The organism is Polaribacter gangjinensis, from assembly GCF_038024125.1.
Classification (GTDB): Bacteria; Bacteroidota; Bacteroidia; order Flavobacteriales; family Flavobacteriaceae; genus Polaribacter; species Polaribacter gangjinensis.
This window is the reverse complement of sequence record NZ_CP150662.1, coordinates 1,535,110-1,549,768: the sequence shown is the minus strand read 5'-3', so window position 1 is coordinate 1,549,768 and position 14,659 is coordinate 1,535,110. Positions and strand designations below refer to the sequence as shown.

Sequence of the window (14,659 nt, the reverse complement as noted above, 5' to 3'; positions counted from 1 at the left end):
TAAAAGCAACGTGTTTTTTTGTTTTTTTTAGTCACGAATTTCACGGATTTTCACGGATAGGTTTTGGTAAACTATTTTTAAAAGAATTCAATTCGAGTAATCAGTGCAATTAGTGTCTTAATTTTTACAAATCACTTTTTCTTCAACTTTTCAATCAATTTTAAAAGTGCTTCTCTGTTTTTAGCTTCGTGATAAAATTTAGGTAATTTTTCTAACAAGGTAAAATGCGATCGGTCTTTGTGTTCACGTAATTTAGCGCCAATATATTGTTCTAAATACAATAGGTGAGCTTCATTATACGCAAAAAAATAATCGTTTTTAAAAGAAGCTGCATACCAAAGAGCTACATCAAAATAACTATTTGCAGATGTTTGATAGTGCGCAGCAAAGCCCAAATGCGTTAAAAGGGTAGATTTTGATTCATAAAAACCACAATGAATACAAGCAAGTTTGGCTTTTTTTTCTTCAAAATTTACAGATGCTTGCGCTTTCTTTTCGCATCTTGGACAAGTTACTGCTACTTCTTCTTGAAAATCTTTGAGGCGTAAATTTTGGTCTTGAAAACGGTTTTGCATTTTTTAACAGTAATTCATTGAAATGTAGTAAATATTTTTTGAAAAACGACAGTTGAAATTCTACTGTAGAAAATTCATATTATATAACTACATTTTTAATAATGATTCCCTAATAGAATATTAAACTCTAAGTTGTTTATATAGTCTGATAATGGTTGATGATGTTACCAAAATAGACTAATGATAAAATGACTTATAAAACTTGAAATTTTTAATTGATAAATTGTTTCAATACCAGTCAATTGAAAAAAAATAACATAAAAAAAGGGTTAAAAGTTATGTAACCTTTAGCCCTTTTTTTTTATATTTCTAACCTCTAACCTCTAACCTCTAACCTCTAACCTCTAATACTTACTCTTATCCATCTGATATTGCCAACTCTTCACCACCACATCATTTTCAAAAATCAATTCTAGGCATTCTTGTTGGGTATTTAAGGCGCCAGGTTTAAAACCTAAGTTGTAATTCCATTTGTCGGGCGAATTTGCTTTGATGCGGTCATCCCAACCATACCATTCACTAGTGCCCAGTAACTCTTTTACTTCGCTTTTTGTTTTTCCTTTAAACAAATCGTTATTTACAATTTCAGTACTCATTTCATAGCGCAAAGCAGGTTTTGTTTTCCAAGCAACTGCATCAAAATGTTTTTCATGATGAAAGGTGCTAAACACGTTCAACAACGGATAAAAAATATAAAAATACACCACTGGTGTCAACACAACACTCACTAAAATATTGAGCCATTTACGCTCATCAATGGTTCTAACAAAAAGCCACACCAATACAAACGTAATGAGTAGCATAACAATAAAAAAAGGAGTGAGTACCATACCCTAATAAGCTATAAATAATGTAATGTGTTTGTTTTCAATAAAACAGTTGCAAAATTACAAAACAGAAACTACTTGGGCAATAACCGAAAATCGATCATCGACTAACGATCATCGATTTTCGCCTTACGCCTTCGCCTTATGCCTAAGTTTTCAAACTCTGTTTGTCAGTGCAGCCTGTCCCGAACTTGCTTCGGGAAGTTTGGTTTCGAGGCATGAGAAACCAAGTATCAAGAACACGCGTCTTCTCTTTAAAAATTTCTTTTAAAAAGTTAGCATTTATTGCATGAAGCTCATTAATATACTTTTTTAAGCTCAATGTAAATACATTTTGAGCTATATTTTGATTTCTAATGAGCTTTATTTCAATAAAACAATAAACCAATGTAATCATGTAGCATTGAAGCAGTAAAGAAATATTGCATTGAGTACAAAAATCGATGAAAGCCTAAGTCTAAGTTTTAGCCTTATCCTTCGCCTTTTGCCTTCGTCCACCAAACAAAAAAAACTCGGCGAAACCCCCAGCCTGCAGCAGCCAGGTGTGTAAAACTCCGCGAAACTTTGTGAAACAAAAAAAACACTAAAAACAATTTTTTTCCCTATTTTAGACCCACCAAACACACCAAAAAAAGCCAACTATGAAAAATCCAAAGAAAAGCCTTCACCTTAACTTTGATAAAAACCCGGTAAACATTGAGTATCTAAAGCATGCCAATGGCATGAGCTACATAGAAATTACCGAAACTGCCCCCGACGAAAACGGCAAAAAGAAACAAGCTCGTTTAAGCAAAGCTCAGTTTGATACATTTGTAAACGGCCTTTTACAATTTCAAAAAAACTTTCAAGAAGCACTAAACCAAGAGTTTCAAGCATTGACCGATGCTGAAAAACAACACATTACCCAGCAATACCAAGCAGGTGCTGCTGCCAAAGAATTGGGCGACAGCCTACACACCACAGAAGCCCTGATTAAAATGGTGTTGCAAAGCCAAGGGATTAAAAATCCTTAGAGAGGGATTGAAAGGGGAATTGGGGAGGTTGTTGGAATTTTAATGTTTGGGTATTAATAAAATTTGCTTTTTATCAATTATTTATTAAATTTTATTGGGATTTTTCATAATTGTTAACTACAAAAAATAATTAAATGATAAATGTAACTTGTGCAATTATTGAACATAATGAAAAAATAGTAGTAGTTCAGCGCAGTGAATTTATGAATTTACCTTTAAAATGGGAGTTTCCAGGAGGTAAGATTGAAAATAACGAGACAGAAGAAGCGTGTATAAAAAGGGAAATTAAAGAGGAATTAAATATTGAAATTGAATTGATTTCAAGACTTTCTCCAGTTACTTATAAATATCCTTCTTTTGAAATAAAGTTAATACCATTTATTGCAAAGTATATAAATGGGGAAATAAATCTCTCTGAACATAAACAGTTTGATTGGCTTACAAAAGATAGACTGAATAATTTAGATTGGGCTGAAGCAGATATTGCAATTTTAAAAGAATACCAAAGCTTATGATTGAAGGAATTTATGAAGAATTAGTAACAAAACTTGTTTCTCAAAAACTTAAAGAGATTGATAGAAATCTTTTTTATGTAAATAAAAATGTTTTAGATAAAGAGGAAGCGTCTTCAATTTTGGCTAGGCATCTTTCTTTAACTATCAAAAATGCACTGAATTACATTAAAGGTGAAAATCAAATTGAACTTCAAATTGCTATTGCCAATAAAATCATTTTATTCCTAAAAGAAGAACTTAAAAAAGAGGATTTCAATAATGATTTGATTGAAATTGAAGGAGAAATATTAAAAGCGGTATTTTCAAAAATTGATTCTCATTTTTCAGATTTTAATCTTCACTTAAAAGAAATAACACCTTATACAAGATTAACACATAGTGAATTATTTACAGGAGGAAATGTTGGATTATCTCTTGAAAGTGAATTGAAAAAGGAAATTTCATCTTCTAATAGAATCGACCTTCTTGTTTCGTTTATAAAGTTCAAAGGAATCATAATTCTTGAAAAAGAGTTAAAAGAGTTTACTTCACGTGGTGGAAAGCTAAGAGTAATAACCACTACTTATATGGGGGCTTCTGACTATAAAGCAATATTATTACTTTCTAAATTAGAAAATACCGAAGTAAAAATATCTTATAATTCTGGAAACGAAAGGTTACATGCTAAAGCGTATTTATTTAAAAGGAATACTGGATTTCATACTGGTTATATAGGATCTTCTAACTTTTCTCGTTCAGCTTTAACGGATGGTTTGGAATGGAATATTAAGATAACAACAAAGGAAGTAAGTCATATTATTGATAAATTTCAGAAGACTTTTGATTCATATTGGCAAAGTGATGATTTTGAATTATTTGATGATGATATTCACAAAGAAAAATTAATTGAATCACTAAATAAGGGTAAAATTGGAAAAACATTAGACTTAAATCTTTCCTTTTTTGATATAAAACCATTTCCGTTTCAACTTGAAATTTTAGAAAAATTAGAAGTTGAGCGAACAGTTCATTATCGAAATAAAAATTTAGTAGTTGCCGCAACAGGAACAGGGAAAACTGTCATTTCAGCTTTTGATTATAAAAGATTTAAGACGGAGAATAAATCAGCAAAATTACTTTTCTTAGCTCACAGAAAGGAAATTTTGGTACAATCAATGACCACTTTCAGAGGGATATTAAAAGATAATAACTTTGGGGAATTATGGGTAGATGGTTTTGTTCCTAATTCTTATGAATTCGTTTTTGCATCTGTCCAAACAATTAATAATCGTTTAGTTGATTTAAATCTTTCTCCTGAATATTTTGATTTTATTGTGATAGATGAGTGTCATCATTTAACTGCGTCAAGTTATCGCGGAATCATCAATTATTTTAAACCAAAAATCCTAATTGGTTTAACTGCAACGCCTGAGAGAATGGATGGAGGAGATATACAAGAGGATTTTCATCATAGAATAGCTGCTGAAATTCGATTACCAGAAGCATTAAACAGAAAGTTGCTTTGTCCATTCCAGTATTTTGGAATTACAGATAGTGTTGATTTAACTAATGTAAGTTGGATAAGAGGTAAATATGTTGCAAGTGAATTATCATCTGTATATACCGCAAATGATAGAAGAATAGGAGAAATTATTGATGCGCTAGATAAATATACCAAAGACTTAAATGATGTTTGTGCAATTGGATTTTGTGTAACAATGGAACACGCTAAATTTATGGCAGAGAAATTCAGCCTTGCTGGTCTAAAGGCAGATTATTTAACAAGTGCAAACAATCAAAATAGAGATAACGTTAAAAGTTTATTGTTAAAAAAAGAAATAAATTACTTATTTGTAGTTGATATTTTTAATGAAGGTGTTGATATTCCTGAGATTGATACAGTTTTATTTTTAAGACCAACAGAAAGTCTAACTGTTTTCCTTCAACAACTTGGCAGAGGTTTAAGACTTGCAGATAATAAAGAATGCTTAACAGTTTTAGATTTTGTTGGCAATACAAGACCTGAATATAATTTTGAAAATAAATTTAGAGCACTAATTGGGAAAACTAAGACAACAGTTATAAAAGAAATTGAAGATAACTTTCCTCACTTGCCTCTGGGCTGCTCAATTATTTTAGAACAAAAAGCAAAACAAATCATCCTTGAAAATATTAAAACTGCAACATCCATTAATAGAAATCAGTTAATTCAAAAGATTCAAAATTTTCAACATCAAACAACTTTAGTCTTAAATCTGAGAAATTTTGTTGAGTTTTATAATATTCCTTTGCAGCTTATTTATAAGAGAGGAGGATGGACAAGACTTTGTCAAGATGCAGGCAAACTTGAGAATTTTAATAACAAAAATGAAAAACAAATTGTTAGTGCAATTTCAAAAAAATGGTTATCATCAAGTTCATCAAGTTATTTTCAATTCATTTTAGATTTAGCAAAAAAACATTTTAAAATAAAGCTTTTTGATTTTAATGAAACTGAAAAACAGATGTTGTTAATGTTGCATTATGATGTTTGGCAAACAGCAGCTGGTTTTGTTTCTCTTGAGGAGAGTATAAATGAAATTGGAAAAAGTGATTTGATGGTTAAAGAAATTATTGAAGTTTTGGAGTTGTTATTAGATACTATTGATTTTAAAGAAATTAATATTGAGTTACCATATAATCAGCCTCTTAAACTTCATGCTCGATATACTAGAGATCAAATTTTGGCTGCATTTCGTTTGAGTACTTTCGAGAGAAAATCACCAAGTAGAGAAGGTATTGCTGAAAATGTAAAATTAAACACTGAACTTCTTTTCATTAATCTTATAAAATCAGAAGAAAATTTTTCTCCTACTACAATGTATGATGATTATGCAATTAATGAGACTTTATTTCATTGGCAAAGTCAAAATTCAGCTGGTCCTGAGACACCTAAAGGAATCTCTTACATCAAACATCAGAAAGATGAAAAGAGAATTTTACTTTTTGTTCGTGAAAAAAATAAAGATGAGTTTGGTAATACTATGGGTTATATTTTTGTTGGTGAAGGTACATTAAAGGAATACTATGGCGCTAAACCTATGAATATTAAATGGGAACTAAATGAACCATTGCCTCACTATCTATGGAATAATGCCGCGAAATTAAGAATAGGGTAATTAAATGAATTATAATAATTTCTTAAAAATTAACTATCAGTAAAATATAATTTACATTTATTTCAGCGCAAAAAAAAATACAGAATGAGTCACAAATAGATACTAGGGAGATACTTAGGGGATACTAGGGGGATACTTAGGGGATAGTGTTGGGTAAGCCAAAAAAGGGGCTAATAATGTACACCTTACATCCTCAGCTCAACTTGCCAAGATGCTCAGAAAGGGTTATAGCGCACCAAAGCCAATGCAAAGTCAATACAAAGCCGATGTAATCCAATACTCAAATTTTAAAAAAAATACTAAGATTTCGTGCCATTCAAAGTTGCAAAACTACATTGGTGAAATTTGTGCAATTAGTGTCTAATGCTTAAAAAACTAAATCTTCGCTTGGTAGGTATACAAATCATAATAGCGGCCTTGCGAGGCAATCAATTGCTCGTGCGTACCTCGCTCAACAATATGCCCAGCTTCAATTACTAAAATTTGGTCTGCTTTTTTAATCGTACTCAGTCTGTGAGCAATCACAATCGTGGTGCGATCTTTGATTAATTCCGATAAACTTTTTTGAATCAGTGCCTCACTTTCGGTATCTAAACTAGAAGTCGCTTCATCCAAAATAATAATTTTTGGGTTTGCCAAAATAGCACGCGCAATCGCCAAACGTTGGCGCTGACCTCCAGAGAGTTTCACACCACGCTCACCAATCAAGGTATCCAAACCATCGTCAAAACGATCGGTAAATTCGTTTACATAGGCTGCTGTGACCGCATTTTGCAATTCAGCTTCAGTAGCATTCGGTTTGGGAAACAAGATATTTTCTCTGATGGTACCTTCAAACAAAAACTCATCTTGCAACACCACTCCCAAATATTGGCGATAACTGGGCAACACTACTTTCGACAAATCATGCCCATCAATCAACACTGTTCCAGAAGTAGGCGTTAAAAAAGTAGCAGACAATCCTGCAATGGTCGATTTCCCTGAGCCCGAGCTACCAACCAAGGCAACTACACTGCCTGCTGGGGCAGTAAAACTGATCTCGTGCAACACCTCTTTGCCTGCTTCATACGAAAAAGAGACATTGCGAAAAGTAAGTTCGCCTTTCAAATCTTGCAACTCAATATCGCGTTGATGGTCATCGGCTTCAGAGGTAGCGTTCATCAATTCTTCGGTACGATCCAAACCCGCCAAAGCTTCTGTCAATTGACTCCCAATATTGCTCATTTGTACAATGGGCGCAATCATAAACCCTAAAATAAGGGTAAAAAACAAGAAATCACCCGTAGTCATTTCCCCTTGTATCATATAATAGCCGCCAATTCCCATAATTCCTGTGGTAGCCACCCCAATTAAAAAGGTAGAAGCACTCGTCATAAAGGCAGTGGCAGTCAAGCTTTTTTTGATATTTTGATAGAGTTTGTCCACGCCTTTTTCAAAAACTACTTGTTCTTGCGCTTCTGCATTGAAGGCTTTGATGACACGTACACCTGCCAAAGTTTCGGTCAATCTACCAGTTACTTCCGCATTGATTTTTCCACGAGTTCTAAAAATAGGGCGAATGTATTTGAACGCTTTCAAAGCGATATAACCAAAAATAGACAAGGGCACAAACACAAATAAGGTCATCCATGGATTCAATTTGATCAAAATCACCAAAGAGACAATAGCGGTAAAACTTCCACCCACCAATTGCACCAAACCAGTACCAATCAAGTTTCGTACACCTTCAACATCGGTCATAATGCGCGAAACCAAAGCTCCTGATTTGGTATTGTCAAAAAAACGAATGGGCAATGACAACACCTTTTTTTGCACTTGTGCGCGCAATTCACTAATCAAATATTGGGCTTGCACACTCAAAATGCGCGTTAATAAAAAAGAAGAAACCGCTTGCACCAAAATAGCGCCCAATACAATGCCAATGAGTTGGTACAAGTGCGAGAGGTCTTTATTCGGTATCACCACGTCTAACAACACCTTACTTTGCCAAGGCAATATCAATCCTGACAAACTTTTAATGACAATCAATCCCAAGCCAATAAATACCAAATTGCGACGAGGCCAAATGATGGTGGTAAAGGCTTTCGCCATCGTTACTTTTGGGGTAGAGGTATCGGTTTTTTTGGAAGCGGTTTGTAACTGTTTCATGCGATGAATGGTTTCCTTATTTTGAGATGTAAAATTAACCATTTTAATGGGTAGTTTGGTCAAATTTGCTGTATAAAAAAACCACTCTTAATGAGTGGTTTTAAGAATTTATATTGTTTTTACACATTTGTGTTTTGATCTTGGTTGATTTTACAGAGTAAAATATCTACCAATATAAAACCTATGCTTTGCGTATCTGTTTTTATAAGATCTAAAAATTTAATTTAACAAATTCTGTTATTCATTTTTGATACAACGAACAGAAAGACCACTAGTTCTCTCAATGTTTTGAATTCCGGCACCGTTTAAAAACACGTCTAATGCACGAGAGGTACCGATATTGCTGTCACTTGTAATTGTACTACTCCAATAGTAACCGTTTAAATTTGCATAAACTTCACCATTACCACCATTGCGTCTTGATGCTGCAGGTAAAGCTATCATGTTGAAAGCACCATCAATGGTCTGTGCCGACCAACTTTCTAGTTCACTTTGCCATTCTGCTTCAGTTGGTAAACGGTATCCTGTTGGACAGGGGTTGTTTATGCCATTTTCACCTTGCCACAAATCTGTGTTGGATGTGTTGAGCCAATTGTTCTCAGTAATTGAAATTATAAAATTACCATGATCGGGCTGGGCAGTACTACTTATCACAGTTGTTGTAGTAGAGGTGCGACATTGATGGCCGTCCGATCGCCTTCCCCATTGATACAAATCACCATAGGCTTCTTGATCACTCTTATTAGTTGCTCTTCTCGAAGCTCCTAAATTTCTATCCATCCAGGTTTTTCCTGTAAAAGGATTTCTAATATCAACAATAGTTGTAAACTCAGAAGAGCAAAGTATTTGGGCGATTGATGTTAAACCTCCCGCTAGATTGGTCCAAGCTGTTCCATTAAAAACTTGAAGTTCTCCATTTCTACCACAGTTATTGCACCATATGATTAATCCATCTGGCGGACGGCTAATATTGTCGCGCTGAACATTAGACATTCGCGGAGGTAAAAACCCTTTTTCAGTAGATGATATTTCAAGAGCTGCAGAACTATTGGAATCAATTGCACCTATTTTTAACTGACAATAAGACGTGTTTTTAATCAGTAAGAATGTTAATAAAAGAAATGTATATTTCATTGATTCATTGTGTTTTTTAACAATAAAGTTTAATTTTATGATTGATTACTACAATCTTCATAATAACTGGTTTATTCTAATAATTTCAATTTTTTAATCTTTGTAAAATAAAAATAAATGGGATTTGTTTATAAAAGCAATTTTGTCCGATTTAATACTTTTCAATAAAATCCATATAATTGAAATAGTTGTTTTTTTAAAAAAAACCTTTACCCATTATAAGTTTTTAATGCAACGAACAGGAAGCCCACTTGATTTTGCTGCAGTAAAACCACCAATAGAAGTTGAAGTAAAAGCCAAAGCTTTAGCTGATGTGTCGTTATTAATGGTACTGCTCCAATATAATCCAAAAGTAACAGATATTGACCCATCTGAGCCGGATCTAGTACTGGCCACTGGAAGTTTTAAAAATGAGTTAGAAGCACCAGCACCATCATCATTCCATCCTGTTAATTCGGTAGTCCACTCGGCTGATGTTGGTAAACGATAACCCGTTGGGCACGGATTATTAATTCCGCCATCATTACCTTGCCATAAATTATTGTTTGGTGAGCTTCGCCAATCACCTGTATTAGATAGAATAAATTTCCCATTAACGGGATTGTCTATATCACTTAGCGTAAAGGTTGTTGATTGAGATCTACATTGATGCCCGTCGTTTCCTCTTCCCCATTGGTATAAGTCCCCAAAACTATCAACATCATTTGCTGAAGTAGCCACTTTTGAGGCACCTAAATTTCTATCCATCCAAATTCTGCCTGTATAGGGGCTGGTAACTTCAATTATTTGTGTATTATAAGTGGGACAATTTATTGGGTCTAATTCACCTGATTGTGCTGCACCTCCTGTTACATTGGTCCAAGTGTTTCCATTATACACCTGTAATTCTCCATAAGAGCCGCAGTTGGTACACCAAATCATTAAACCAGATGTTAAAGTACCACTTATGTTTTCTCTTTGGCTATAAGTTAATCTTGGTAATAAAAAACCCTTGTTTGTAGAAGTAATATCTAAAGCAGCAGCAGCATTAGGTGTCGTTGTACCTATACCAACTTGGGCAACAGTTGTAACAGTTACGAATACTGTTGCTAAAAGTGTAAATAGTTGTTTCATTTATATCAAATTATTTTTTTATTTATTTATTGCCTTGAACTAAATACCAATCTACCCAAGCATCCATCTGATTTACGGAGTTAGGCCTCAATATGATTTCTCTTTTATTATCTAATAAAAACATTGTTGGTGTTGAAAAAACATAGTAATCTTTCACTATATTACTTTCCCATTTTTTTAAATCGGAATAGGATGGAAATGGAAATGTTGCACTAAAATCAGCAAAAGCCTTTTTATCTTCCTCTAAAGCTATAAAAATAACTTCTACTCCTTTTGATTTCCATTTATCGTAGTTTTTAGAAATTGAAGGCAATTCTTCAGTGCATTTAGGGCACCAACTGCCCCCAAAAACGATTACTGTATAAGGAGACTTAATATCTGATAATTTAGTAAGTGTGGTTTTTGAATTTACGAAGTTTGATTTGTCAAAAATAATATCAGCTGCAATATTCCCTTTTTTCATGGCTCGGTAGGTTTCTAATTGATTGGCAAGGTCATTATTAATTGTACAACTACTCTCATTTAAAACCTTTAACGCCAAGTATTCTGATGCTTCAAACAAACTGTGTTTTTCTAATAAGTCGAATAAGTAATTGGTAACTTCGTTGAATATTTTTTCGTTAGTTGCTAATTTTGGCAGCATAGCATCAATAGATATTTTCATTTCTTGAAATACCTTATCTAAAGGATTGCCACTATTTTCTAATAACCAAAAATGACTTTCAATAGCATCTTTAAATAACCCACTTTTGTACAATCTTATATCGGTATAATCTAAGTTTCTAAAAGCATTGATAGTTGCAGGGATTTCTTCGGTACGATATTGAGCTATGGTAGAAGCATTACTTACCAATTTTCTGGTAGGTAAAAACCATTTTACATAGCTATCTTTTGGTAATTGTTCTAAAAAAGCAGCATCTTCATTTTTTATACGAAGTTTTTCTTCTTGTATGGCTTTTATAGGTGCTTTTTTAACTAAAAACAAGGTATCTGTTGCATATATTTTCTCTAAAAATAACCAAGCGCTTAAAGCTTGTTCACGCTTTGGGTGTTCTTTGGCATATTGTTCAAACCATTGGTTTTGTTGTCCTTTTTTTATGTTGATGGTTTTTGGATTACTTAGTGATTCACCAGCTAATTCTATATCTTCACCACTTAATATAACAAATAAGGGTTTGTTATCTGAAGCTAGTAAATACCCTATACCAATATCATTTTCAGAATAATTAAGTGTAAAATTACCTTTTTCATCAACAGTGGTCTTATCTATAAGATAAGTTTTTAAGCCGTCAAAACCATCTAGATGAAGATTTTGTCCTGCTAATTGCTTTAAGTTACCGCTAATGCTTTGTGCATTAAAAAGCGCTGTGTAAAGCAAAACTGTAAGTAACGTTGCGATTCTTATTTTCATCAAATCATTTTTCAAAATAAATTTTACTACTCAAAAGCTTTGCTAATATTTTTTAAAATGTAATGAAAAATACTTAGCGTTATAAGGATCAATTAATTCTTGATACAACGAATAGACATTCCAGTTGCTGGAAAGTATTCTGATGTACCAGAGCTACTACTTCTTAAGCTAAGGGTTTGGGGGGCTGAGGAATAAGTACTACTCCAATAGCTTCCAAGACTTCCCACGCTAAAAATATTAGCACTAGACCCAGAACGGTACCCCGCCATAGTTAATTTTAGTGGTGATGTTAAAGCGCCTTGGCTATCTGGACTACTCCAGCTTCCGCGCTCAACATTTAGCTCTGCTTGTGTGGGTATACGATATCCGTTTGGGCAAGGATTGTTAACGCCATTTACACCTTGCCATAAATTGGTATTCGTCGGGCTACGCCATTCCATGTTACTATAAGTGTCAAGGGTATAATTGTTATCTATTATAAAATCACCGTGTCCAGGTTGATCAGTGCTACTTAATATTGTTGTAGTCGCTGAATTTCGGCATTGGTGCCCATCTGCACCACGACCCCATTGGTATAAATCGCCATAACTGGCTGCATCTGTTGAACTTGTAGCTACTTGTGTAGCTCCTAAATTACGGTCCATCCATATTTTTCCGGTATTAGGATTTATAACATCCACAATTTGTGTTGGTCCAGAAGCACAAAATACAGTACCTTCTGGATATTCCAGATAAACATTTCCGCCACAGGTATTATGCCAAATGCCATTACCAACATAAAATTCTAAACATTTAACTGTGGTATTATAAATCACCAAACCATCCCCCGGCGAGGAAATGGAGTTACGTTGAGTTGTAGTCATTCTTGGTATTAATAATCCTTTTGTGGTAGAATTAATTTCTAAGGCTGCTGAGTTGTCTGGATTTGTTGTGCCTATACCCACTTGAGTATAGGTTGTTATAGTTAAAAATACTATTGCTAAAAATGTAAATAGTTTTTTCATTGGTCTGTTTATTTTTATTTATTTGATAGGTTTATTAGTTGTTCATTTATTACCAGTTACCCCCAGGATTTGGAGGTGCAGATGTTGCTTGTGCTTTTTTAGGGTTTAAAATTAAAAATGTACCCATAGCGGTTAAGGCAGCATACTTACTCATTTTCTTGATGGCCTCTTTTCTGTTGATATCGGTTGTCTCTTTAGACGAATGGTTGTTATTTTTCATGAATATTTTGTTTAATCTATGAATATCTTTTTAGTATAAACACTCTTGTTATAATTTATTTGAAGTATATAAACCCCTGCTTTGATACCTATTGTAGATAGCGTTTCTTTTTGTGAGGGGTTTGGGATGTTCTTTGATTGTATTTTCATCCCTAATAAATTATAAAGGCTAAAGTTTGCCGGTTGTGAAAACTGCTGCAATCCTTCTATTGAGATGTAGGCATTGCCTACACCTTTATATGCAGTTAAGAATGAGGTACTGCTTACTGTATCTGCAGAAAGAGTACTTCTAGTAAAGTGTATATAAAACCTACCTGAACCACTTAGCTTAGTCGTTGGTATTAACTCAAAAGAGTTGTTGGTTAGAAGTGTAAAGGTTTTTTCTAAAGTATCCTCTATATATACATTAATGTCTTGTGGTATTGTACTGTTAGCAATTTCAATTTTAAGCGAAACCCCAGCCTCTTGGTGTATAACAAGCGGTACTGTTACACTACTCATATAATCTACAGACATTGCATTGATACCCATACCAATACCCTTGTCCTGTTCTAAAAGTCGTGAACTTATTCCTTTCGTTTGATTAAAAGCTCCTGCATCAAATCCAGGGTCTAAACCTAACGTAAGACCTTCTTTAAAATAAAACTTTGTGTTTCCTAGTTTCTGCTTGTTTTGATACATATCCAATACCAACTCATAACTTGTTGTAGCGTTTTTTGAGGCAATAAAATCATCTGTTCCCACTACTGTTTGCATAGCTTTGGTAAAATTGATTGTTTGATTCTCTCCAGTTCCAGCTGCGGCTACAAAAAAACCTTGACCAGGCGCTATGTATGTAGCTGCGCTTGTGTTGTTGTAGATGGTATATCCTGTTCCATCAGCATTCCAGCCATAGATTGCTTCAAAAGCATCGTCTATTGCTGCTGCGTTTACTGTTAAAAAATTGTTAGTCGTTTCTGAAGGACTGTTAGCAAATACATACGATGCAAATGGATTGGCAATCAAATTCCAACGTCTTCCCGCACCAGAATTGGCAGCATCATTATTAACGATACTAACGGTTTGATCACCATTGGCAATAGTACCCGTAAAGGCTAAGGTTGCTCCACTAGTGGTAGCCATTTGGTATCCTTGCCCTAACATTAAATTACCTGCGGTGGCATTCGTTGCGTTTACCCAAGTGTCTGTGGTATTATCATAAGCACCCACTGCATAAACACCACTACCATTATTTGCAATATTGGCATCTTGTATCAATGTACTAAATGCCATCCCAGATACTGGTGCACCTATTAAATCCCACTCACCAGAGCCTACTATATTAACATAGCGATTGTAGGTAATTGTACCAGAAGTAATACCATTTACCAACAACGATGAAAATTCATCAGAATCGGAGTTTAAAGTAACTATTCCTGAAGCGTTAGTAAAATCACCGCCAACAAACAAATAACTGTCTTTTGAGATTGATAGAGATCCTCCATTGCTAACTGTAAAATTCTGGGAGTGTGTATAGCTTTGGAAAAGTAAACAAATAATAATCGTTAACGTAATTTTACTCAT

12 protein-coding genes are annotated in these 14,659 nt (G+C 34.0%); 3 read left to right on the top strand and 9 right to left on the bottom strand.

Annotated features, from left to right (window positions below; genetic code table 11):
* Nucleotides 1-131: 131 nt before the first annotated feature.
* The gene (locus WHA43_RS06890) at nucleotides 132-575 is read right to left on the bottom strand and encodes a hypothetical protein (RefSeq protein ID WP_105046355.1); all 444 of its coding nucleotides are present in this window, start codon (nucleotides 573-575) and stop codon (nucleotides 132-134) included.
* Between the two features lie 344 nt (nucleotides 576-919).
* Entirely contained in the window at nucleotides 920-1,378 is a 459-nt protein-coding gene (locus WHA43_RS06885; RefSeq protein ID WP_226742804.1) for a hypothetical protein, read from the bottom strand.
* 665 nt (nucleotides 1,379-2,043) lie between these two features.
* On the opposite strand from WHA43_RS06885, the gene WHA43_RS06880 reads away from it, so the two are divergent.
* The 3 genes from WHA43_RS06880 to WHA43_RS06870 all read left to right on the top strand — a co-directional run bounded on the left by WHA43_RS06880 (nucleotide 2,044) and on the right by WHA43_RS06870 (nucleotide 6,067).
* Entirely contained in the window at nucleotides 2,044-2,415 is a 372-nt protein-coding gene (locus WHA43_RS06880; protein ID WP_105046352.1) for a hypothetical protein, read from the top strand.
* A gap of 134 nt (nucleotides 2,416-2,549) precedes the next feature.
* Nucleotides 2,550-2,930 (top strand): (deoxy)nucleoside triphosphate pyrophosphohydrolase, encoded by a 381-nt coding sequence (locus WHA43_RS06875; protein WP_105046351.1) that lies wholly within the window; start codon nucleotides 2,550-2,552, stop codon nucleotides 2,928-2,930.
* A complete protein-coding gene (locus WHA43_RS06870; RefSeq protein ID WP_105046350.1) occupies nucleotides 2,927-6,067 on the top strand; it encodes a DEAD/DEAH box helicase in 3,141 nt (1,046 codons plus the stop codon). The genes WHA43_RS06875 and WHA43_RS06870 overlap by 4 nt, the downstream gene beginning before the upstream one ends.
* 375 nt (nucleotides 6,068-6,442) lie before the next feature.
* Here the strand turns inward: WHA43_RS06870 and WHA43_RS06865 are convergent, their stop codons facing one another.
* The 7 genes from WHA43_RS06865 to WHA43_RS06835 form a co-directional block, all read right to left on the bottom strand.
* Nucleotides 6,443-8,215 carry an ABC transporter ATP-binding protein gene (locus tag WHA43_RS06865; protein ID WP_105047319.1) on the bottom strand — a complete coding sequence of 591 codons (1,773 nt, stop codon included), beginning with the start codon at nucleotides 8,213-8,215 and terminating at the stop codon, nucleotides 6,443-6,445.
* 237 nt (nucleotides 8,216-8,452) lie between these two features.
* The gene (locus tag WHA43_RS06860; RefSeq protein WP_105046349.1) at nucleotides 8,453-9,349 is read right to left on the bottom strand and encodes an FISUMP domain-containing protein; all 897 of its coding nucleotides are present in this window, start codon (nucleotides 9,347-9,349) and stop codon (nucleotides 8,453-8,455) included.
* 216 nt (nucleotides 9,350-9,565) lie between these two features.
* Entirely contained in the window at nucleotides 9,566-10,462 is an 897-nt protein-coding gene (locus WHA43_RS06855) for an FISUMP domain-containing protein (protein WP_105046348.1), read from the bottom strand.
* Nucleotides 10,463-10,484: 22 nt separating this feature from the next.
* Nucleotides 10,485-11,873, bottom strand: coding sequence for a peroxiredoxin family protein (locus WHA43_RS06850; protein ID WP_146104907.1), 1,389 nt, complete (start codon nucleotides 11,871-11,873; stop codon nucleotides 10,485-10,487).
* A gap of 92 nt (nucleotides 11,874-11,965) precedes the next feature.
* Nucleotides 11,966-12,877, bottom strand: coding sequence for an FISUMP domain-containing protein (locus WHA43_RS06845; protein WP_105046346.1), 912 nt, complete (start codon nucleotides 12,875-12,877; stop codon nucleotides 11,966-11,968).
* 49 nt (nucleotides 12,878-12,926) lie between these two features.
* On the bottom strand, nucleotides 12,927-13,097 hold the full coding sequence (locus WHA43_RS06840) for a hypothetical protein (RefSeq protein ID WP_170039538.1): 171 nt from the start codon (nucleotides 13,095-13,097) through the stop codon (nucleotides 12,927-12,929).
* An 11-nt stretch (nucleotides 13,098-13,108) separates the two neighbouring features.
* Entirely contained in the window at nucleotides 13,109-14,659 is a 1,551-nt protein-coding gene (locus tag WHA43_RS06835; protein ID WP_105046345.1) for a T9SS type A sorting domain-containing protein, read from the bottom strand.